This window comes from Paenibacillus cellulosilyticus, from assembly GCF_003182255.1.
In the GTDB taxonomy this organism is placed as follows: Bacteria; Bacillota; Bacilli; order Paenibacillales; family Paenibacillaceae; genus Paenibacillus_T; species Paenibacillus_T cellulosilyticus.
The window spans coordinates 21,638-44,706 of the sequence record NZ_QGTQ01000041.1 but is presented as its reverse complement, the minus strand read 5'-3'; the positions used below and the strand labels follow the sequence as shown (position 1 = coordinate 44,706).

The window sequence follows — 23,069 nt, the reverse complement described above, 5'->3', positions numbered from 1 at the left end:
GTATTCTTGTCCATGCGACTAATCCTTTCATTGGATTATGGACAGGGCTACCTACCATATCTATTGTAAAGGATTTTTTTATGCGCTGATTTAGATAAGACTGAAAGTTATGAAGATTCAGAGAACATTAATGCAACGCTAGTGGAAGAAAATACAATTGCTCATGTTGAGAATCATATTAGAAACAGACTTAAAAGGGAAGTTAAAAGAGCTGATGTAAAAGATAGACTAATGTCTATGTTGAATATGAACCTAATTTCCATCCATGACAAACCTATAGATAATTCAATTGATTTTTTCACAGCTAATGAAGAGTTTGTTGAAGATTTTTAGTTTGTTTTAACACTAACCGGCAAGAAATATCTAGAACAAGATGGGCAATAAGAAGGGGTTTAGGTAGCTGTTCGATGAAGTCCTGTAGCGTATAACACCATATTCACGCATCGGGCCATCCGTCCCTCGGTCCGGCAGAGGGATTTCGGGGAAGCAGGGGGAGCCGGACAACCCTTCACTGGCTGTGTCCATCGGACCCGCTGGCACCCTTAAGCGAGTGAGGGTTGGTGAATACCAAAACGTTATATGAAAGTACCGAAAACGAGAAGGGAGAAAACACTTTTCCGTCGCAAATCATTGATTGGATCAAAAATAATTCAAATTCATCGTTTAATTGGCTCATTACAATATTGGCAATATCGGCTATTGTAACTGTCATTACTAACTACAAAAAAATATATGACCTTGGAATGAAGGTTTTCTTTAAAAAAGAAAAGTTTAATAAATTATTTACTTCAACTGAACGTGAAAGTAATCCTCGCTTTGGATTTTCGTTCTTGTATCCTGATCTCTGGGATCGATTTGTTTCAGATAACGGTGATGGAAATACATTTGTTCATCCAAATGATGATAAAACAAGAATTTTTGCATGGGGTAGTTATTCATTAGAGTCTGATCTAAATAGTACGCTGAAGAAAACTTTAGAATATGTATCAAGGAATAAAAAGTATAAATTAATAAAGAATGTTGAGTCAGGTAAATACATTCGAGGAGAAAATAGCCGAAGCCAAATTGAAGGTGTAAGAATTGAATATAGCTATAAAGATGATAATCGTGTTCGTATATTTGTTATGCAATCAATAACTTATTATGAAGGTAAAGAGTTTTCAATTATGTGTCAGACAAAGTTTAAAGGTAAAAACGAATTAACTGAGGATTTTTTGAAGATTACAGGAAGCCTATTGGTTATTGAAGAGACATACATAAGTTAATCGAAGAAGCTGTACCTTCATATAACATTATATTCACGCACCGGGCCATTCGGCCCTCAGTGCGGCAGAGGGATTTCGGGGGAGCGTGAGCAGCCGGACAACCCTGCACTGGCTAAGCCCGTCGGACCCGGGGTATAGCACCTTAAGCCAGTGAGGGTTCGTGAATACAAAGACGTCATCTGAAAGACTACAAGGAGAGAGAAAATGGCGCATAAACTTTTAAGACTCTACAAAACGGATCTAAGCCTGTCACATATTATTATTAAGAAGTTAAAATGGAGAAACTTTAACAGATCCATGGTGGCATTAGTAATAAGTATTCTCCTGATTGTGATTTTGAAATATGCATTGCACTCGGTATGGGAGAATGTTGGGTTTTCATCACTTATTATTTGGTATCTTGTATTTCTGAGAGATTCAATCTTGGAAAGGGACCGAGTTATTGAGTTTGATAATGGAGGGAAAAGTTATTATCAAGTGCGAATTGATGGATTGAAAAAGTTCTTGAGAAATGAAGGCATTGATACAGAACCTAAAAAGATAGATCTATTAATAAAGATTGTCGAGAAGCAATCCGAAGATATAAAGATACCTTTCTTTGTAGGACGAGGGATATTTCTGTCTGTTCTTATTCCAATAATTTCTGCAACATATACAAATATATTAAATAAATATACGGATAATTTAGAAACAGTAGTTATGATTTTTCTAATTATTGCTCTAATAATTTTACTTATATTTATTTATATCTCAGCCATTAAACTTATATATGACGAATTTATTAATGGCGATTATCAAAGATACAAAACAATTGCTAATGACCTACGTGAATTGTATTTCAAGGAAGTGTAGCCCTTCAGATGACAACCTATTCACGCATCGGGCCATTCCGGCCCTCGGTCCGGGCAGGTAATTTTCGAGGACGGGCAACCCTGCACTTGCTAAGTCCGTCGTACCCGGCCAGTGAGGGTTCGTGAAAACAAAGACCTTAGGTGAAATAAACGAATATCTAAGATAAGACAACATGTTCTATCAACATGATTTTGTGGTAGAATTCTCATGTATATATTACCTTTATCAAAGGGGATGTCATATATTAATATTTTAGGTTTTTCAATTAGCTCAAATGAAATATACGTATCTACTTTCAATAAGAATGAACGGTCCTTGGTAATTGAAAAATTTGTTTTGTCTAACGACTCTGGAGAGGCTCTTAGAGAGCTTTACAATTATATTCAAATGATAATTAAGAGATTTACTGAGATTGATAGATTAATTTTGGAAATCGCTTCAAATGGACAAAGAAGTCCTTCAATTGAGAGAGTAAAGGCGGAAGGAATAATTGATTTGGCGATATCTGACTTTGGTTATGCAGTAAAATTAACTAAGATAAAAACACAAAAAACTAAAAAGAAATTTAAGGAGCTTCCTAAACACCCATTATGGGCGAGCTTTAACGAAGTAAGATATTCATCCAAAAGCCAGCAAGTGATTGCTTACTTGTTATTAGAGGAGATAATATGAGTAGTGATGCTTCAAATCTACCTATGTATCAAGAGTTCTTCCTAAAGGAAAGAAATATCAAGTTGGAGACAGAGATTTTTGAAGGCTCAAGTGTAGCTTTTCAAGGCTATCATGAAACTTTTAAAAAAAAGGTATTCGTTAAATTTATTCCGATTCCTTGGGATAATGACCAAAACATTGAACATGAAGTAGAAACATTAATTAAACTCAGAGATAAACAAAATATCGTGAATGTATTTGATTCATTTATTGACGCTCAGACTGGGTCTCAATTGGTCATTGTAACGGAATATCTTGAGGGGAATACTCTTGATAAATTTTGTGGACTATCACAAATATCTTTAAAACAGGCAATCGATATTGTTATGGAATTAATAGTAGGTGTTAGTGATGTACATAATCTTGGGTTAGTTCATCGTGATTTGAAACTCGAGAACATTATATATGATGGTAATAAGCCAATAATTGTTGATTTAGGCTCTGTAAAGTCAATTGGTGCAAAAGTATTGATGGAAGATCCAATACCTTATATGTATAGATCATCTGAAGTTTTTTTAAAAGGAATTTATTCAATTCAATCGGATATATATCAAATAGGATTAATTCTTTTTCAATTAGTTAATGGATCACTACCAACAGACATAGAATATTATGCTGAGTTAAGTAAGGTGAAATTGGATCTTGAAAATACCTACCAAGAGGGAATAAAACAACTAAAAAAGCTTGTTGCAAAAGATCAGTTAATAAATGTGATTCCTCCATTGCCGATATATTGTTCAAAAATAAACAGAGTAATAATTAATGCGATAAAACTACGATATAAAACTTTGGATTCTTTTTATAAAGACTTATCTAAAATAAAGAGTGAAGTTCCTGATTGGGTAATCCAATCTGAAAGTGAATATTTATGTAAAGAATGGCGAAGGAAAAAATATAGAGTAGTAAAGAATGAAGAAGGGTATAGGATTTTCAATCAGACATTAATTAGAACAAGAGAACTTATCCAAGTTAGTTCCTCCTCAGAGTTAAATAAATATTTTCAGAACATATAAATTACGAAAGCCCATTTTACATAACGTGAAATGGGCTTCAAGTTTTAATCATGTTTTAATGAAGCTGATTTCTAAACCTAACACCATATTCACGTTTTAGGTCTTTTCTCTTAAGATGTTGTGGGGTTGTAGACAAATCCAAAAAATTTCAATTTATTATTTTATTGAGAAATGATTGACCGATATTTCAAGGAAACGAGAGCGGTTGGTCAACACTGCTAAGTCTGACGAACCGGGCGGGTGCCTTTAAGCCAAGGAGGATTAATAAATATAAAGAGGTTATTCAAATTATTATCAAGTCGAAGATGATGGTATGTATAAAGCGTAGCGATTATTACTGATTTAGATAACACGTTTTTGAATTACTCTTTAACTAAGTTGTTCTCGATGAAGATGACATTTCAAAATCACCGTTTTCTATTAGCTGCAGATCTTAAATGGGATGAGTTTTGGAAATTTTATTCCGAAAATAATAGGCACTGGATGGGCTTTGTGAACAATAGAGATTCCATAAATCAATAGAATTGATGTTGTTTCGAGATTTCATAAACATGAATGAGTTGTACAATGAAATGCTATCGAATTCATATGGGGATTATTTTGTAATACTTGCATATTTGAAGAAGGAGCCGAAGAGATTCTCTCTCCATTTAGTGAAGCCAAAATACAAACTAGGCATTATCTCGAATGGAGTTGGCAAGGCTTAAATGAAGAGAATAGCTGTAAGGAATATACATAATATTGGTTTAACAATTCTAGATGGATATCAACTTAAGTACATCGTAAGACAAATACAAGAGCTATTGACTCGTCTAATGAATAAGCCCTTCCGACTTCCAATATGGAAACGAAAGGGCCATTTGTCTTTCTCTTTAATTCACATCATATTTAACTCTTCAGAACCACCATATGTGGATCCGCAAGTACATCTGTAAAAGGACAGTGCTAGTCACTCGCTCTTACTCGATTAACTCACGCGGTTTTGCTCCAGCTTTACCCCAGCCTTATTACCCTCAAAGTAATACCAGGTTCGATAGTTGTCGACGATGCTAGGATCGGTGCTTGAACCGTAATAACTAGAAGTGTATTTGTAGTCGGCCGTATCCTTGTCGTGCAGCATGAAGACAATCTCAACATCGGGATAGGGAAAATTTCGTGTGGCATGCTTATCGGCATAGCGCTCTTTCACGATCTTTGTCTGCACAGACTCGCTGAGAAAGAATTGGCGTGTTTCCTCGAATATGGCTTTCAACTCGTTATCGCTGCCATCCATGACAAAGTGGAATGACAAGCCTGTATCACCAGAGTCGATGGTTAGCTGCTTGATGGTAGCGTACTGCGACAGGATGTCGTTCTGGAACGCCTTTGTTTCATCCGTTTGGATGGCCGAAGGTCGGGAGCAACCTGCAATAAGAAGCAAGGAGCAGGCTATCAGGATGATTATAACTTTACGCATGGCAGTGCCTCCTTAATTGCTTAGTTGATGCAGGGACAAACAGTGGGTTATGAGAAGTAGATCAGACCCGGCGAACCGATAATGCCTTCCAATGCTTTCATAGCATCGAAGTGCGTCCGGTAATTGATGCTTTCTTTGCGGCCCCAAGTTGAAACAGCAATCCAACATATTGCATGAACCTTCCTATAACATTCATTGATTAGACGAAAAGTTAATAACAAATGAAATGGTTCTATTAACATTTAAAGAAAATAATTTTACTGGCGACAAATATCAGCATACTTTTACAAAACAATTCGTTTACAATATGACTACATAGAACTCATAATGAAACCCATTTCACAAATGGAAGAATGATGCTAGATTACATCCCAACCAATAGAAAGGATGCTGTTGATGAGTTTAAAACTGCCTATTACAATGCCAAAAGTTTATGGGTATAAGCATCATGCGCTGCCTCTCTCCGTTATTACGCAAGAAGAGCAAGGGGTAAACTGGATGCTGAACAACTATCTACAACTGTATACTCGCTATGGATGGATGCAGGATTCGCATTGGTTAGAGTTCTATCTTACGCATAACATACTGGATCTTCCTCATAACCCCTTTTTACATGTGCAAAAAATCAAACTGGATTTAATTAAAGATATGGATTTATCCGTATTGTTCCGTAACGCTTTAGAGAATGAAACTTATATTTATGCATGGTATGATCCGAAGTTTTTCGAAAGCAACAATCCTGGTCTTAGCATTAACAATTTTCTAGTTTATGGATTTGATGAAGACAGGAAGAAATTTAATATATTGGACTATGACTATAATAAAAGTCATCAGTTATCACAGATGGAAATAGGATTTGAGGAAATGAATCAATCCATTAATAATCTTGCATTCCCCGAGGATTGGTCGACGCATCTCTATTTTATTTCGTTAAAGAAACGAATAGCGTACACATTTGACTATGTGCTAGCTAGTCAGCTGTTACAGGATTACATAAATGCTGAGAAAACGGTCAATCGTTTGAGAATGAACGTGGATAGATCCATTGCGGATGATGCCGTATTTGGAATCAAAGTTTACGATAGTTTATTAGCGTGCTTGGAAATGCAGTTGGAGAATGATAAGCATCTATCTCTTTTGCCATTTCAAATCTTATATGAACATAAACAATGTATCCTGTTGCTTGTGAGATTCCTCAATCGGCATTATCAGATCAATGAAGAACTATCGCTAGAGATTATGAATACGACGCTAGCGTTTAGGAATATGATAATGAAATATTTTCTCACACAAGATAATAAAATTATAAGGAATATAATGTCTAAAATCCCAAGGCTGATTGAAATCGAGACAAACAATATTGAATCGATATTACATGCCATACAAAATGAAAGCACTATATCTTTATCGCGTCTGTAACATCAAATCTATTCCGAACCACAGCTATGAAACCTTTGAAACAAACAAGAGTCCCAAGACCTATCGGGGCTCTTTTTGCTTTAACTTTGTTTACTGCCGAATGTGTCCGTTTTATGAACGATATATCTGTTTTTCTATTTGATTTTTTCGTTTTTTGTGGTATTTTAATAGCGAAGTGGTAAATGAAACCACCGTCACAATATCTGCAAGCATAAAAGGAGTGGTACGAAGCCTATTCAAGAGAGGGGCCGGCATCAGAACCGCAGCCTCATCGTTCGAAATTGTTGTAAGCGGTTGCAATCTATTCGATTAGCTCCTACATCAAGGTTCGACTGACACATGATCATAAGAAAGCGGGGAAGCAATTATATGACAGATAGAAACAACTTAATAGGGAAATCGGCCAAAAGTTCTGCTGTTTCGATGAGACGACAAGGGTTCAAGTCATTCCTAGCTGCAGCGCTCGTATGCTCGACATTCGTATCGGGATTGCCGGTCGGTGTACAAGCAGCCTATGCGGCCGCAGTAGACCCAATCGTGAAGAAGTTCGACTTCGGCACGGCGACAAGCCCGGTAATGAGCGGTTACATAGGGGTTAGTGAATCGCTGCTCTATTCATCGGAGTTAGGCTATGGACTGGATCAAGTGGTGGCGTCGCGCAATCGCTCGGGCGGCGATGACATGACGAACGATTTTGTACTTGGTACATCCTATACGTTTAGTGTTGATCTGCCGAATGGTCAATATGACGTAACGGCATACTCCGGCGATCTCTTGGCCGGTACCTCTACGACGAAGACGACCATAACGCTCGAAGGTGCCACAGCTGGCAGCATTAGCTCTAAGCAAGTTGTCAATTCGGCAACGTATCGGACAACCGTAAGTGACGGGCAGTTAACGGTAGGGGTGACGGGCTCGGGTGTAGGCGGTTATTTGAACGGACTAGACATTCAGCAGGTCGTCGAGCAGCCGCCGGCAGCACCAGCGGGGCTTACGGTAACAGGCCTTACATCCTCCAGCGTGTCGCTCGGATGGAGCGCTGTTGCCGAAGCGATAAGCTACTCGGTATACCGCAGCGATAGCGCAGGCAGCGAGCCGACGTTAATTGGACAAGCTGCGAATACGTCTTACATCGATAACGCGGTAACAGTAGGCAGTGGCTACAGCTATTATGTAAGCTCTATAAGTGCGAGTGGCTTGGAGTCCGAGCGCAGCGCACCAGTGAGCGTCACTGAAATTCCAGCACCGCAGCCTCCGGCGACACCTGCTGGCGTGGTGGTGACGGACGTTGATGCAGGCTCCGTTCAATTGAGCTGGAGTCTGACAGATGGAGCATCGAGCTACAGGGTGCTGCGTTCGGATGCAGTTGATGGTACGTTCACCGAAGTTGGGCAAACGTCGGTTCCGGCCTATAACGATACGAGTGCAGATACGACGAAGCGCAATTATTATCAAATTATTGCTGTGAATGAAGTAGGCGAGTCGGCTGCTTCGACAATCGTATCGAGCTCCGTATACATACCGCCAACAGAGCTGCCGGAAGGCGGCGTTCAACGGTTCGATTTTGGTAATGGCGAACTGGCCGATGGTTATACGCGGGTTACAGCAGCGAACAAATATACGTCAGCGTTAAAATACGGATTTGCCGATTCTTCCAAAGTAACGACGACAGACCGCGGTACGTCTGATCCGATTCGTTCGGACTTCGCGTTGGTACAGGATACGTCGTTTAACGTAGATTTGCCGAATGGCGACTATACGGTGTCGATTATCGCTGGTGATGCGACCGATGCGACGGACGTTGCGATCAACGTAGAAAGCACTCAGAAGGTGCAGGAAACCGCGAAGACGGCTGGACAATATCTAGAGATGGAGTTTGCGATCGCGCTGGTCGATGGTCAACTGAACTTCAACTTCAGCGGAACAGCAGCGAAGATTAACTCGATCGTCATTACGAGGCAGGCAGATCGTCAGCCAGGTGAAATTCCAACGGTCTACATCGCAGGTGACTCAACGGTACAGACCTACGATCCGTACTGGGAGCCGCAAGCAGGCTGGGGACAAATGCTGTCTAAGTTCTTCAACAATGATGTATCGTTTAACAACCAAGCGATTGGCGGCCGCAGTACGAAAAATTTCATTGCCGAAGGACGTCTGGATGATATCCTGCGGGCGCTGAAGCCAGGTGACTATTTCCTCGTTCAATTCGGCCATAACGATGCGACGGTCAGCATCCCAGAGCGTTATGCATCGCCAGCTGATTATAAGAACTTCCTAGAGAACTACTACGTCGAAGGCGCACTGCAGCGTGGAGCGATCCCAATCCTCGTTACGCCGATGGGCCGCCGCGATTACAATGCAGACACCGGCAAGTTCAACGTCAGCTTCCCTGAATACGTGCAAGCGATGAAGGAAGCTGCTGCTGACAAAGGCGTCTCGTTAGTTGATCTTAGCGCACTCAGTATCGACTATTACAATTCGATTGGATATGCAGCGACGGCATCCGTGTTCCTGTATACCGATCCAGGTATTTACCAAGCGTTCCCTGCCGGTTCTGCAGACAATACTCACTTCCAAGAGTATGGTGCGATTCAATTAGCGCGTCTGCTTGCTGGAGGAATTCAAGAGTTGAATCTGCCGCTTGCGCAGTCCGTGAAGGAAGTCGAGCTGCCAGCTAACGCACCAGCGAAGATCACGGGACTGATTGCAGGAAGTGTCAGCAACGCAGGCGCCGTATTGAAATGGAATGCGGACGACACAGCGGATATTTACAAAATTTATCGTAAACTAGCATCCGATCCAGAGTCGTCCTACTCCATGGTCGGCACGGCAACGGTAGCTGGCTTTACGATGGGCGGAATGGCTGAAGGCCAATCGTATACAGTCCGTGTCACGGGCGTTAACGGCGCCGGCGAATCGGTCCCATCCGATGAAGTCACGATTGATACGAAATCGGCGAAGTACAAATATGATTTTGGTCCAGTTGGCGCTCCTGTTGCAGATGGTTATACCGAAGTGACGCGCAGCGTGCTGTACACGCCTGAACGCGGTTATGGTCTAACGGACAGCACGGGAATGATCGATCGTGACCGTGGTTCAGCAACGGATGCTCTGCGTCGCGATTTTGTAGCTTATTTTGGAGCCTCGTATGAGTTCAAAGTCGATTTGCCGAATGGCTATTATTCCGTCAAATCGTACACAGGTGACTGGATTGGTTCCATTCGTACGAATGTGGTCATCGAAGGCAAAGATTACGGTACGATCTCTTCAGGCAAAGAGAGTATTGCGGAGAAGGTTTACAACAACGTAGCCGTTAAAGATGGACAGATGAATTTCATCATTAGCGGTCAGACTGCACACTTGAACGGCCTTGAGATTACGCCGATCCTGCTTGCGCCAACCAATCTGAAGCTCGATGAACTTCAAGTGGATAAAGATCCAGTTGAGACGCAGTTGTCTTGGACAGGCGTTGACGGCGCAGCGATGTACCGGGTATATCGCAAGGCTTCAGATGCTTCCACGCCAGAGCTGCTTAGTGAAGTAACGGGAACAACGTTCCGTGATACGACGGGCGATGTTGGCCAGCAGTACGTGTACACCGTGACAGCGGTAGATAATACGGGCTTTGAATCGGTATCCTCGAATGAGCTGCAAATCTCGACGATCGATCCATCTATCGCGCTTGCGCCAGTACCTAGCAACCTGAAGGTACAAGCGATTGGCAAGAATAGTGTGACGATCGAATGGACGGGCTCGGATGATGCCAGAGCTTACAATGTATACCGCGCATCCAAGGCTAACGGCACATTCAAGCTGATTGGCAAAACAAAAGAATGGAATTATACCGATACGACAATTCTTACAACGGTCCCTTACTATTACAAAGTAGCAGCGATTAATGCAGGCGGCATCTCGGCTCAATCGAGCACGCTTGCTACAGAAGCTGTAACGACGCTGTATCGCAACATGGAATATTTGGATCGCTCACCTGTTGCAGTGAAACAGCAGGACGGCGTGTATGTCGGATGGCGCATGCTTGGTCTTGATCCAGACACGATTGCATTCAACGTGTACCGTGATGGTGTGAAGCTCAATGCGAAGCCGATTACGAGCAGCACGAACTACTTCGATGCAAGCGGTACAGATCAATCGCAATATCGCATTACGCAAGTGCTGAACAATATTGAAAGTCCAGCAACGAAGTCGTTCGGCGTATGGTCCCAGCAGTACTTGTCAATTCCGCTGCAGAAACCAGCTGACGCCTATACAAAGGATGGACAGCCTTACACGTACAGCGCTGGCGATTCGAGTGTTGGCGACCTCGATGGCGATGGTCAATACGAGATTGTGATGTTGTGGTCGCCTTCCAACGCAAAGGACAACTCGCAGGCAGGCTACACGGGCATTGTCTACATGGATGCGTATCGAATGGATGGCACGCGGCTATGGCGAATTAATCTTGGTCCGAACATTCGTGCAGGCGCTCACTATTCGCCGTTTATGGTATACGACCTGGATGGCGATGGCAAAGCAGAGGTTGTGCTGAAGACAGCTGATGGCACGATCGACGGCCAAGGCAAAGTCATTGGCGACTCCTCGAAGGATAATAGGAACAGCTCGGGTTATGTGCTGCTCGGCGATGAATTCCTGACGGTATTCAACGGATTGACAGGTGGAGCGGTATCGACAGTTAGCTACGATCCGCCGCGCGGCGATGTAAGTGCATGGGGTGATGCTTACGGTAACCGTGTAGACCGTTTCCTCGCATCGGTTGCATACTTGGACGGCGAGCATCCGAGCGTTATTTTCAGCCGTGGCTACTACACAAGAACAGTAATCGTAGCTTACGACTTTGTGAATGGCAAACTGACGAAACGCTGGAAGTTCGATACGAACGAGATCGACAACGGAAGCATTTATACGGCACAGGGCAATCACAATATGTCGGTTGGCGACGTGGATCAGGACGGCAAGGATGAAATCATGTTCGGATCGCTAACGCTGGATGATAACGGCGAGGTGCTCTATTCCACTGGTTTGGGGCATGGCGACGCGATGCATTTCGGCGACCTTGATCCAACGCGTCCAGGGCTGGAAGTATTCGACGTGCATGAGCATACGGATTCTGCGTATGGCTTAGAGCTGCACGATGCGGCTACCGGCGACATTATTTGGGGCGTTCACACCGGCATCGATACGGGCCGCGGTTTATCTGCGGATCTGGATCCGAATTATCCGGGTGAGGAAATGTGGGCAACAACCGTTACAGACGAGCAGCAGGTTCAACTGACGGGCTTGTACAGCGCACAAGGTCAGCTCATCAGCACGAATATTCCGTCCTCGACGAACTTCGGCATTTGGTGGGATGGCGATCTGCTCCGCGAGCTGCTTGATCATCAATGGAACACAACGCTCAAGTCCGGTGTAGGCAAAATCGATAAGTGGAACTATGAAACGCAGACGACGGACAATATTCTGACGGCGACGGGCACGTTGTCCAATAACTCTACGAAGGGCAATCCGATGCTGCAAGCCGACCTGTTCGGCGACTGGCGTGAAGAGGTCATCTGGCGTTCGGCAGACAGCTCCGAGATGCGTATTTATACGACGACAGATATGACCGATTATCGCATTCGCACGCTGATGCATGATCCGGTTTATCGTCTGGGCGTTGCATGGCAGAACAGCGGTTACAACCAACCGCCGCATACGAGCTTCTTCCTGGGAGCAGGCATGACGATGCCATCTGCACCACGCATTCAATATGTCGCTCCTCAATCGGAGGAGAAGGCGATGGGTGCTCCTGGCAAGCCGGTACTGTCGAGTGACAACGGATATGATACGGGTCTGTTGGATGGCAGCTACAACATCACGATGAATATGTGGTACGGCTACAATGGCTCGACCTATAAGCTGTACGAGAATGGCGTACTCATCGATACGAAAAAGCTGACCGACAACTCGCCAACGGCTCAAACAGCGGTAACGTCGGTTAGCGGCAAGACGAACGGCAAATATACGTATACGTGCGAGCTTATTAACTCATGGGGTACGACGGAGTGCTCGACATTGACGGTTACGGTTAAAGATGCATCGCCAGGCAAGCCGGTTCTCTCCAACGATAACTGGGATAATAATGGCGACTATACGGTATCGATGAACATGTGGTGGGGAACGAATGCCACCACCTACAAGCTGTATGAGAACGGTGTTCTTATCGACACACAATCTTTAAAGGCGAAGACGCCAGAGGCTCAATCCGCGGCAACGGTCATAACAGGTCGTGCGAAGGGCACTTACGAATACCGCGTTGAGCTTGTTAACGACGCTGGTGTGACAGAAAGTGCAGTTATGGTTGTAACGGTAACGAAGTAAGATAAGGAGGGTCGAGCGGCGGTGTATCGCTGTTCGACCTTTCTTTTGTTTCAAGTGTCACGTTCTATCTAACAGGACCTGGCGTTGTGCACCCACAGACAGCGGATAGAACTTCAATCAAGAATCGTTCATCGCAGGTGAAAAAACGTCTCGCATTCGAAGTATATCGGATAGTCAAATTTCATAAGCAGTAAGTCCTCAATTAACGTACATTGTTCATGATTGTTGAAAATCTCTCTATCAACTAGATGAATGATTATGATCAGATTGACGAGTTGCTATTAGATCAAGACGAGAGGAGATGTCACGCTGGAGTATCGGATCAGCATACGGCCATCGAATCGGAATGTCCAACGATTGATTAATCGGGACATCTCGTATATCCTACGAAACCGTTTTAGATGTATTTTTATTATATAAGCCATGACGGAATGTTATATTTTACAGCGATGCCGGAAGTATATAATAGATTTGCTTATTAGTTTTGCTGCAATTGAACCGTTTCTTGCATGTTATACATTCAGCATTGTTGAGGAGGACTTCATTTGTCAAATCATGAAAGCGCATATAATGGATATCTGTTAGTTCATTTTATCGGTGAACAACCGGATGGGGAGCAGGTCTACTTCTCCTATAGTGAGGATGGCTTGTTCTGGAAAGATCTGAACGGAGGACTGCCGGTTCTGCGTTCGGAATTGGGCGAAAAAGGCGTTCGTGATCCGTTCGTCGTACGCTCGCCGAAGGAAGGCAAGTTTTATCTCATTGCTACCGATCTTCGCATCGCTAACGGCAAGGGCTGGGGCAATGCCGTCAACGAAGGCAGCCGAGATATGATCATCTGGGAGTCGACCGACCTTGTGAATTGGTCTGCTCCATGGTCCGTTACACTCGCAATTCCGGGCGCTGGCTGCCTGTGGGCACCTGAGACTGTCTATGACGAAGCAGCAGATGAGTTCCTCGTATTCTGGGCTTCGGCAACGACTGATCTTGGCGAGAGCGATCGCAAGCACAAAATCTACAGCTCCAGAACGAAAGATTTCCGCAGCTTCACGCCGGCTGAACGGTATATCGTGCGCGACAATCATATTATCGATACGACGATCATTGAGCACAACGGTGCTTACTATCGTTATTCCAAGGATGAAACGACGAAGAACATTCGCGTGGAGCGCGGCACTTCCCTCGATAAGGATGCTTTCACGAACGTTAGTGCACCAGTGCTGGAAGCATTGCACGGCGTGGAAGGCCCGCAAATCTACAAATTCAATGATCGCGACGAATGGTGCCTGATCGTGGACCGCTTCGCGGAAGGCAAAGGTTATTTGCCGCTCATCACTTCGGACCTTGCAAGCGGCGATTTCCGTGTGCTTGAAGATGGTCAATTCGATCTTGGCCGAACGAAGAAACGTCACGGCGGCGTCATGCCGATTACGGCGGAGGAGAGCGCTCGTCTGATCGCAGCATTTGGCGATGGGCATCAGATTCTCCCAGGCCAGTTCGCAGATCCGGACATCGCGAAGTTCGGTGACAAATATTACATCTATCCGACGAAGGATGGCTTCGATGGCTGGTCGGGCACGCAGTTTCATGTGTTCTCCTCGGATGATCGCCGTCTCTGGAAGGATGAAGGCCTCATTCTCGATCTCGCAACGGATGACGTTCCATGGGCGACGGGCAATGCCTGGGCGCCAGCGATTGCGACGCGCAACGACCGCTACTACTATTATTTCTGCGGCAAAGAGAAAAACGGTCACAGCGCGATTGGTGTCGCAGTAGCGGATACGCCGATTGGACCTTTCCGTGCGGAGCCGGAACCGCTTGTTACGATGGCGATGATGAAACGTCTTGGCATCAAGATGGGCCAAACGATCGATCCGTCCATCTATATCGAAGAGGATGGCACGCCATACCTGCTGTTCGGCAACTGCGATGGCGCCATCGTTCAACTGGGCGAAGACATGGTAACCGTCATTGAGGACACGATGGCGAACATTGATGGTCTGCATGATTTCCGCGAAGCGGTAACGGTTCTGAAGCGCGGCGGCCTCTACCACTTCACATGGTCGTGCGACGATACCGGCAGCGAGAATTACCATGTTAACTACGGTACGTCGGAGAGCCTGTACGGTCCGGTTAATTTCCACTACACGGTTCTTGAGAAAAATAAGGACAAAGACATGCTCGGCACCGCCCATCACTCCATTATGCGCGAGCCTGGACGCGACCAGTATTGGATTGCTTATCACCGTTTCGTTACTCCGCTCACGCGGTTCACGGAAGGCAAAGGCTTCCACCGCGAAACCTGCTTAGGCGAGCTGTTCTTCGGCGAAGACGGCTTGATGAAGAAGATAGAGCTGTAGGACTTGCTGATTTATTCCATATGAATGCTAGAAAGCCCGATTCCATACGGATCGGGCTTTTTTGCATGGTCCAAACCGTCATCATCTTAAAAAACCGGACTATTTGCTAAAAAAGCTTCATCTGAATCAAGGCTGCATCTTGGTAATCTGAAGATGGATCAAATCAGATGGGATGGAGGACAAGCTATGCGAGATCTATTCGACGTGAAACAATATGGCGCCAAAGGCGATGGAACATCCGTTGATACGATCGCCATTCAGCGTGCAATTGATGATTGTTATGCGGCAGGAGGCGGTTATGTCGTGTTAACTGGCGGGACATTCGTCTCGGGAACGATCTTCTTGAAATCGAATGTTTATTTGCAAGTCAACGCATCAGCGACGCTGCTGGCCAACCCGGATATTCGCGATTATCCGGACGGAACGCACTACAATCGCTATGTGAATGAGAAGGACATGGACAAATGCTTCATCTATGCCGAAGATGCCACGAACATTGGCGTTATCGGTGATGGAGAAATTAACGGCAATGCCGAGAGCTTTCCGAACGAGGGCAGCATCTATCGTCCGATGATGATGCGGTTCTTGCGCTGCAGCCATATTCACGTTCGAGGCTTGAAGCTGTACAATTCGACGGCTTGGACGACTGCATTTCTAGATAGCGAGAATATTTGGTGCGACAGCTTAGATATTCGCAATGATCGCAGATACAATGGCGACGGATTGGATTATGACGGATGCCGCAACGTGTTTATTTCGAACTGCAAGATTTTGGGGACGGACGATAACCTTTGCTTGCAGGCAAGCAGCAAAGCGTACCCGATGAAGAACGTTCATATATCCAACTGCCATTTTACATCGATCTGTGCGGGCATTCGCATTGGGCTCAAGTCGATCGGCGATATCTCCAATGTAACGATCCATAATTGTACGTTCGAGAATGTATGGCGTGAAGGGATCAAGATCGAGTGTACGGAGGGCGGCAGCATTGCCGACATTATCGCCCAAGGCCTTGTTATGCGGAATGTTACGCGTCCAATCTTTATTGTGCTGAACAATCGTCTCGATCGCATCGGTTCGTCGATTGGCCTTGAAGCGATGCCGGAGATCGGCTCGCTGGAGAGAATTATGCTGTCGGATATCATCGCGACGGATGATGAAGAGATGTTCCATACGCATTATCGATTCACTGACGATGTGATGGGCTGTCCTTCCTTCAACGGCATACGAGTAGATGCGTGCGAAAGCTATCCCATTCGTGATCTAACGCTGCGAAATATTAGCTATACGACCGCCGGCGGGGTGAAGAAGGAAGACATTCCGCTCGAATACCCGCAGGTGTGGGATATGCGCTTCGACCATCCAGACGAAGTATCCGAGAACTATTACCCGACATGGAGCCGAACGACCTTCATGGATATCCGTAACGTTGAACGGCTTACGCTTGATAGCATGAGGTTTCATGCACTGCGTGAGGATACGAGAGAGTCTTATCAGATCGAGAACTGTCAGACGCTTAAAGAGGACATTCTGGCGTATTAACGGAGGCACGATGATGCACAAAACATTGATAGCGGTAGATATCCCTTCTTTGAGGCAGTTGTTGTTCAGCGACGAGGTGTTGAATGATCTTCACAGCTTCACGGAAGTCCACTGGCTGGACCATCAGCCGTTGGAGGATGTAATCGGGGATTATGATGCTTGTATTACTTCTTGGGGATCGGAGCGGTTCACGCCTGCTGTACTGTCAAACGCCAAAAAGCTGCGGTTTATTGGACATGCAGCTGGAACGATTGTACCGTTCGTCGATCCATCTATCTATGACTGCCCGATTACGATCGTGAATGCGAATCGGCCCTTATCGCTGGCGACGGCTGAAGGTGCGGTAGCAATGATGATGCATGGCGCTTGGGATTTGCACACGTATCATGCTGGACTAAAAAATGGCATTTGGTCTGAAAATAATGAACAATTCACGATGGGACTCTATAAGCAATCGATCGGACTCATTGGGTATGGCGATATCTCCCGCGAAGTCATTCGGCTGCTCGCGCCTTATGAAGCGAACATTCTGCTCTGTTCCAGCTACTGTTCACCGGATGAAGCAGATGCCCTTGGCGTTACGCTGTGCAGCTTAGAGGAGCTGCTGCAGCGGAGCCGTATTGTGTCTCTTCATAACACCTTAACGGCATCTACTCGTGGCTTAATTGGACAAGCTGAGCTGGCAATGATGCAAGACGGCTCCTTATTAATCAATACGGCACGTGGACCGATAGTGGATGAAGAGGCATTAATTGCGGGGCTTGCGAATGGACGCTTGAAGGCTGTTCTTGACGTATTCAATACGGAGCCGCTTCCTGCCGATCATCCGCTGCAGCAGCTGCCGAATGCATGCTGCTTGCCGCATATTGCAGGATTCCAGGGCTATTGGAAGCGGAATCTCGCTTCTTATGTTGCTCGGCAATTGCACCGTTTCGTGCAAGGATTACCGTTCGAGGGTCAGGTGTGCCGTGATAAATTTAATCGGCTTTCGCCGAAATAATCACGATTCTATAACCTTGGAAACACCTTAAAATCCTGCATATCAAGCTTAAAAAACCGCATACTACACTTTTTATGTCTATGATAACTTTAAGACACAGAAGTGAAAGCGCTAATAAATGAATGGCTCTACGACTTCTAAGTTTAGGATTGAAGATACAAAGGGAGGTTTATTCATCAATGAAAAAGACAGTGGCATTATCGATTTCAAGTGTCTTGGCTCTCTCTCTCATCTTGTCGGCTTGCGGCAGCAGCAAAGACAGCACGACGGACACGAACGCTTCCACAGCTTCTAACGAACCGGCGAAGAAGGAAGTATCGTTCTCCATCGGTTATGCGACAGGCGATCCAGCAACGAAGCAAGCAATGGCAGATGCGGTAGCCGCATTCACGAAGGCCAATCCGAACATTAAGATCAACGATTTGTCCGAGGGTGGTTCGATGGCCTACCTCGATTGGTTGAAGACGAAGGAAGCGGTCGGCGAATTCCCGGATCTGGTCGAGATGCGCGACACGCAATTGTTCGCGGAAGCGGGCAAAATCGCGGAAGCGCCTCAAGCATGGCTTGATCTGTTAGCGGATGCACCAACGTTTAATGACAAGCATTACACAGCACCGATTGTGGGTACGTTCCCGCAAGGCATTATTTATAGCAAGAAAGCTTATGAGAACGCAGGCGTAACGGCTGAGCCGAAGACGTACGACGAATTCCTTGCCATTCAAGAGAAACTGAAGGCGAGCGGCATCACGCCACTGACCTTCGGCGGCAAAGATATTTTCCACTGGGGCTTCTGGATTAATAAATTTTTCATGGATGACATGTTTGCTGACGATCCGAACTGGAACTCGAAACGGACGAAAGGCGAAGTAAGCTTTACGGATGCAGCGCCTCTGCAGGCGATGACTGACTTCACGGATCTGTTCACGAAAGGCTATATCGAGAAAGGATGGGCAAGCACGGCGGATAACCAAACGGCTTCCATGCTTGTAACGGGCAAAGCGGCTCAGTTGTTCTCCGGTCCTTGGATGTTCGCTCAGATCACGCAAGCCGATCCAAGCTTTGATTATGGCTGGTACCCCGTTCCAGACCGCAAGGGCAGAATTGTCGTCAACGGCGCAAACAGCCTGCAAGGCTGGGCAATCTCGACGGCGGCTAACCAAGATGCAGACAAGCAAGCTGCCATTACGGAATTCGTGAAATTCTTCTTCTCGAAGGAGCAATACACGAAGTTCCTGCAAGCGGTTAACGGTATTCCGACGACAAAAGAAACGATTACGTATGAGGCTTCGCCACAAATGGCACGCGTACTGGAAGTCATGAATGATCCGAATACGATCAAAACGTTGATGATCAACTCGTTCTGGGGCGAAGATCAAATGCCTACGCAGTGGAGAAACTGGTTCTACAAGCTGGCGCAGGAATGGCTGACCAAAGGCAGCTTCAGCAGCGACTACATGAAGAAAGCCGATGCAGAGTGGGATGCCAACGTGAAAGCAAACGCAGCAGCGAAATAATAGCATGATGCATGGACGGTAGAGGCAGTCGCTCTATGGCTGCCTCCCTCCACTAGCAGAGCTTTAGGAGTGAGAGTATGGCTAACGCAGAAACTATACATGCTGCATCATCCAAAGGTTTATCGAGAAAGAAGAAATGGTTTTCTTATTCGGTTCTGTTTATTTTGCCTTCCTTTATCCTGTACACCTTATTTGTCATCTATCCGACCTTGAACAGCATCAATCTCAGCTTCACGAGCTGGGATGGCGTAAGCGATAAGATCCATTACATCGGCCTCGACAACTTTGTGGAAATGTTCCATAGCGAACGTGTTTATAACGCATTGAAGAATACGTTGATTTTATCTGTGTCGTTAGTTGTTCTGGAGAATGTCGTTGCTCTTCTATTAGCGGTCCTCGTCGATCAGGTACGATGGTTCAAAAGCTTGTTTCGAAGCGTTTTTTATTTCCCCGTATTGCTTAGCGGCATCGTAATGGGTTTTGTATGGACGATTATTTTCAACTTTAACTTTGGAGTCATCTCCCAGCTGCTGGACCGAATGGGTCTTGGTGATTGGAAAATAGATTGGCTGGGCGATCCGAATTATGCGCTGCTGGCTATCATCATCACGACCGTCTGGAAAGGCTCGGGGTACTATATGATTATTTATTTGGCTGGCCTTCAAGGCATTCCGCCAGAGCTGAACGAAGCCGCATCGATCGATGGTGCGAACAGCTGGCAGAAGTTCCGTCACATTACGTTCCCGCTCCTGGCAGGCGCAATGACGGTCAGCGTCATGCTGTCGATGATCGGCGCACTGAAAATATTCGACCAAATCGCGGTTATGACAGACGGCGGACCTGGTTTTGCAACGGAAACACTCACTTACATTGTGTATAAAGTAGGCTTTGGCGAGCTAAGACAAGGTTATGGTACGGCTATGTCAATGGTGCTGTTCGTATTGATTCTGATCGTGTCCTTGATACAGATCAAGCTCCTGAAGAAACGGGAGGTGCAGATGTAGTCATGGACAAAGCGAAATTTCGTATCGAGATTATCATGTTTATAGCTGCGGTCATATTGGCCGTCTTGTTCTTCTTCCCGGTCTTCTTCAGCATCATCTCGGCTTTCAAGACGAACGGGGAAATTTTGAAAAATGCGATTGCGTTCCCTTCCAAGCTGTACCTGGATAGCTTCAAATATCTGCTCACAGAGACAGATTTCCCGAGAGCGATGCTGAACAGCTTGATTCTGACTGTCGTATCCATTGCTTGCATGATTGCGATCATTCCGATGGCGGCTTACGCGATCGAACGGACGGGCAAGAAGTGGACCAGTTATGTGTACGTCTATTTCCTTGCCGGCATGATGATTCCGTTCCAAGTGTATATGATCCCTCTGTTCAAAGAAATGAAGACGATCGGTCTGTATGGAACGCTGACAGCTCCGATTCTGATCTACATTTCCGGTTCGGTAGGGATGGGGGTTCTGCTCTATACAAGCTTCATTAAAGGGATTCCTGTTGAGATTGAAGAAGCGGCAGCGATTGATGGCTGTTCAAGAGTCAGAACATTCTGGCAAATTGTATTCCCGCTGCTTGGACCATGTACCGCAAGTATGGTCGTTCTTCAAGGGCTCGGAATTTGGAACGACTTCTTGATGCCAAGTCTCATCCTCCATTCCGATCAGAAGACGTTGATCGTAGAGGTGTTCAAGTTCGTAGGCGAACTTGCTTCGCGGTGGGATTTGGTGTTCGCAGGCACGACGATGTCCATTGTCCCAGTACTGGTTGCCTTTATTGCGCTGCAAAAGTATTTCGTCAAAGGTATCGCTGCAGGTGCCACCAAAGGGTAATGCCCCAGCCGCTCCTGATGTTCAGGCGCGGCTTTTTCTGTAGGAGCGTCATTCACTTACATTAACAATCAGAAGGAGATCAATGCCATGATTCATAATCCTATATTACGAGGTTTCAATCCAGATGCATCGGCCATTCGAGTGGGGGATGATTACTATATCGCCACTTCTACGTTCGAATGGTTCCCAGGCGTTACGATCCATCATTCGAAGGATCTCGCGAATTGGAGACCGCTGACGCGTGTGCTGACCCGCACAAGCCAGCTTGACCTAGTTGGGGTTCCAAGCTCCGGCGGCATTTGGGCACCATCCCTAAGCTATGATAACGGAACTTATTATTTGTGCTTTACGAACGTTGTAGGACGTAAAGGCGTATATAAGGATCTTCATAACTATGTCGTAACGGCGCCATCCATTGAAGGTCCATGGTCTGAGCCGATTTATCTCAATGCAAGCGGCTTTGATCATTTCTTGTTCCATGATGCAGACGGGCGGAAGTATCTGTTTAATATGCAGTGGGATTTTCGCAAAGGCAAGAACCGATTTGCAGGTATTATCATGCAGGAGTATGACCCAAGCGAGCAGAAGCTGATCGGTCCGGTGAAGCTGGTTGCGCAAGGGACGGATATCGGGGTTACGGAAGGTCCGATGGTGTATAGGAAGGACGGTTATTATTATTTGCTCGTAGCAGAAGGCGGTACGGGGATCAATCATGCGGCAACGCTGCTCCGTTCAAGGTCGGTGGATGGACCGTATGAAGTAGATCCCGAATATCCCATCATGACGACAAAAGGGCATCCTGCCCATCCGCTGCAAAAGGCCGGTCATGGCTCTCTTATCGAAACGCAGAACGGCGAATGGTACATGGTGCATATTTGCAGCAGACAGCTGCCGGACGGAAGCGGACTTAGTCCTCTTGGTCGAGAGACGGCGATACAACGGATGGAATGGACCGAAGACGGCTGGCTTCGACTAGCGTCAGGCGGCAGGCTGCCAGAGCTTCAAGTTGCTGCGCCGTCACTTCCGATGCATCCATTCGCGCAAGAACCGGAGCGGGATGATTTCGACGGAACCGAGCTTAACGTTCATTGGCATACCCTGCGTACGCCTGCCGATCCATCGTGGCTGAGCTTGACGGAACGGTCGGGGTATTTGCGCCTTCGGGGGCGGGAATCACTGTATTCGCTCCATCGCCAGAGCATGGCCGCTCGGCGTGTTCAGAGCTTCCGCTGCGAGGTGGAAACTTGCGTGGAGTTCGAGCCTTCGAATTTCAATCAGATGGCCGGGCTCGTGCTGTATTACGATGATCAGGATCATTACTATTTGCGGATCAGTCATGATGAGGAGCTCGGCAAGCATCTGGCTCTTATGATTAGCGATCAAGGGCAGTCGGATCAACTGACGTCAGTCGACGTGAATGGCTGCCAGCGTATATATATGAAAGCAACTTTCGATATGGATAAGGTGCGCTTCAGCTACTCGTTGGACGGCTCGGATTGGAAGGGCATCGGCCCTGACTTGTATACGGGACTGCTCGCGGACGAATACAAGAACAAGCTGTCTTTCACAGGTGCATTTGCAGGCGTTTGTGTGCAGGACTTGAACGGAACGAAGCTTCATGCGGACTTTGATTATTTCACATATCGGGAATTCAATTAAGCGCTTAAGCATGGCAAATCCAGACATGTTATGATAGAAAATACGAGCCTGGGCTTACGCCAGCAGCAA

Annotated in this window: 14 protein-coding genes; 13 read left to right on the top strand and 1 reads right to left on the bottom strand. The window is 45.9% G+C overall.

What is annotated here, in order from left to right; translation table 11 throughout:
* The first annotated feature begins 560 nt into the window (after window positions 1-560).
* The 4 genes from DFQ01_RS28720 (at window position 561) to DFQ01_RS28705 (ending at window position 3,841) form a co-directional block, all read left to right on the top strand.
* Window positions 561-1,265 carry a hypothetical protein gene (locus tag DFQ01_RS28720; protein ID WP_110047374.1) on the top strand — a complete coding sequence of 235 codons (705 nt, stop codon included), beginning with the start codon at window positions 561-563 and terminating at the stop codon, window positions 1,263-1,265.
* Between the two features lie 204 nt (window positions 1,266-1,469).
* Window positions 1,470-2,117, top strand: a complete 648-nt coding sequence (locus DFQ01_RS28715) for a hypothetical protein (protein WP_110047373.1) — start codon at window positions 1,470-1,472, stop codon at window positions 2,115-2,117.
* Window positions 2,118-2,324: 207 nt separating this feature from the next.
* Window positions 2,325-2,789, top strand: coding sequence for a hypothetical protein (locus DFQ01_RS28710; protein WP_110047372.1), 465 nt, complete (start codon window positions 2,325-2,327; stop codon window positions 2,787-2,789).
* Entirely contained in the window at window positions 2,786-3,841 is a 1,056-nt protein-coding gene (locus DFQ01_RS28705; protein WP_110047371.1) for a protein kinase domain-containing protein, read from the top strand. The genes DFQ01_RS28710 and DFQ01_RS28705 overlap by 4 nt, the downstream gene beginning before the upstream one ends.
* 967 nt (window positions 3,842-4,808) lie before the next feature.
* On the opposite strand, the gene DFQ01_RS28700 is transcribed toward DFQ01_RS28705, so the two are convergent.
* The gene (locus DFQ01_RS28700) at window positions 4,809-5,297 is read right to left on the bottom strand and encodes a hypothetical protein (protein WP_110047370.1); all 489 of its coding nucleotides are present in this window, start codon (window positions 5,295-5,297) and stop codon (window positions 4,809-4,811) included.
* A gap of 396 nt (window positions 5,298-5,693) precedes the next feature.
* Between DFQ01_RS28700 and DFQ01_RS28695 the strand changes: the two genes are divergently transcribed.
* The 9 genes from DFQ01_RS28695 to DFQ01_RS28655 all read left to right on the top strand — a co-directional run bounded on the left by DFQ01_RS28695 (window position 5,694) and on the right by DFQ01_RS28655 (window position 23,000).
* Complete coding sequence (locus DFQ01_RS28695) at window positions 5,694-6,716, top strand: hypothetical protein (protein WP_110047369.1); 1,023 nt, start codon at window positions 5,694-5,696, stop codon at window positions 6,714-6,716.
* 369 nt (window positions 6,717-7,085) lie between these two features.
* Complete coding sequence (locus DFQ01_RS31990; protein WP_110047368.1) at window positions 7,086-13,091, top strand: rhamnogalacturonan lyase family protein; 6,006 nt, start codon at window positions 7,086-7,088, stop codon at window positions 13,089-13,091.
* Window positions 13,092-13,636: 545 nt separating this feature from the next.
* Window positions 13,637-15,451, top strand: a complete 1,815-nt coding sequence (locus DFQ01_RS28685; protein WP_110047367.1) for a glycoside hydrolase family 43 protein — start codon at window positions 13,637-13,639, stop codon at window positions 15,449-15,451.
* A gap of 186 nt (window positions 15,452-15,637) precedes the next feature.
* Window positions 15,638-16,993 carry a glycoside hydrolase family 28 protein gene (locus tag DFQ01_RS28680; RefSeq protein ID WP_110047366.1) on the top strand — a complete coding sequence of 452 codons (1,356 nt, stop codon included), beginning with the start codon at window positions 15,638-15,640 and terminating at the stop codon, window positions 16,991-16,993.
* Window positions 16,994-17,003: 10 nt separating this feature from the next.
* Window positions 17,004-17,993, top strand: a complete 990-nt coding sequence (locus DFQ01_RS28675) for a hydroxyacid dehydrogenase (protein ID WP_174812639.1) — start codon at window positions 17,004-17,006, stop codon at window positions 17,991-17,993.
* Window positions 17,994-18,172: 179 nt separating this feature from the next.
* Entirely contained in the window at window positions 18,173-19,507 is a 1,335-nt protein-coding gene (locus DFQ01_RS28670) for an ABC transporter substrate-binding protein (protein WP_110047364.1), read from the top strand.
* A 77-nt stretch (window positions 19,508-19,584) separates the two neighbouring features.
* Entirely contained in the window at window positions 19,585-20,511 is a 927-nt protein-coding gene (locus tag DFQ01_RS28665; RefSeq protein ID WP_110047363.1) for a carbohydrate ABC transporter permease, read from the top strand.
* A gap of 2 nt (window positions 20,512-20,513) precedes the next feature.
* Entirely contained in the window at window positions 20,514-21,341 is an 828-nt protein-coding gene (locus DFQ01_RS28660) for a carbohydrate ABC transporter permease (RefSeq protein ID WP_110047362.1), read from the top strand.
* Window positions 21,342-21,428: 87 nt separating this feature from the next.
* On the top strand, window positions 21,429-23,000 hold the full coding sequence (locus DFQ01_RS28655) for a glycoside hydrolase family 43 protein (protein ID WP_110047361.1): 1,572 nt from the start codon (window positions 21,429-21,431) through the stop codon (window positions 22,998-23,000).
* Window positions 23,001-23,069 lie beyond the last annotated feature (69 nt).

Coding starts and splice junctions, on each gene's coding strand:
- DFQ01_RS28715 (WP_110047373.1), top strand. CDS start 1,470: ATGGCGCATAAACTTTTAAGACTCTACAAAACGGATCTAAGCCTGTCA.
- DFQ01_RS28710 (WP_110047372.1), top strand. CDS start 2,325: ATGTATATATTACCTTTATCAAAGGGGATGTCATATATTAATATTTTA.
- DFQ01_RS28705 (WP_110047371.1), top strand. CDS start 2,786: ATGAGTAGTGATGCTTCAAATCTACCTATGTATCAAGAGTTCTTCCTA.
- DFQ01_RS28700 (WP_110047370.1), bottom strand. CDS start 5,297: ATGCGTAAAGTTATAATCATCCTGATAGCCTGCTCCTTGCTTCTTATT.
- DFQ01_RS28695 (WP_110047369.1), top strand. CDS start 5,694: ATGAGTTTAAAACTGCCTATTACAATGCCAAAAGTTTATGGGTATAAG.
- DFQ01_RS31990 (WP_110047368.1), top strand. CDS start 7,086: ATGACAGATAGAAACAACTTAATAGGGAAATCGGCCAAAAGTTCTGCT.
- DFQ01_RS28680 (WP_110047366.1), top strand. CDS start 15,638: ATGCGAGATCTATTCGACGTGAAACAATATGGCGCCAAAGGCGATGGA.
- DFQ01_RS28675 (WP_174812639.1), top strand. CDS start 17,004: ATGATGCACAAAACATTGATAGCGGTAGATATCCCTTCTTTGAGGCAG.
- DFQ01_RS28670 (WP_110047364.1), top strand. CDS start 18,173: ATGAAAAAGACAGTGGCATTATCGATTTCAAGTGTCTTGGCTCTCTCT.
- DFQ01_RS28665 (WP_110047363.1), top strand. CDS start 19,585: ATGGCTAACGCAGAAACTATACATGCTGCATCATCCAAAGGTTTATCG.
- DFQ01_RS28660 (WP_110047362.1), top strand. CDS start 20,514: ATGGACAAAGCGAAATTTCGTATCGAGATTATCATGTTTATAGCTGCG.
- DFQ01_RS28655 (WP_110047361.1), top strand. CDS start 21,429: ATGATTCATAATCCTATATTACGAGGTTTCAATCCAGATGCATCGGCC.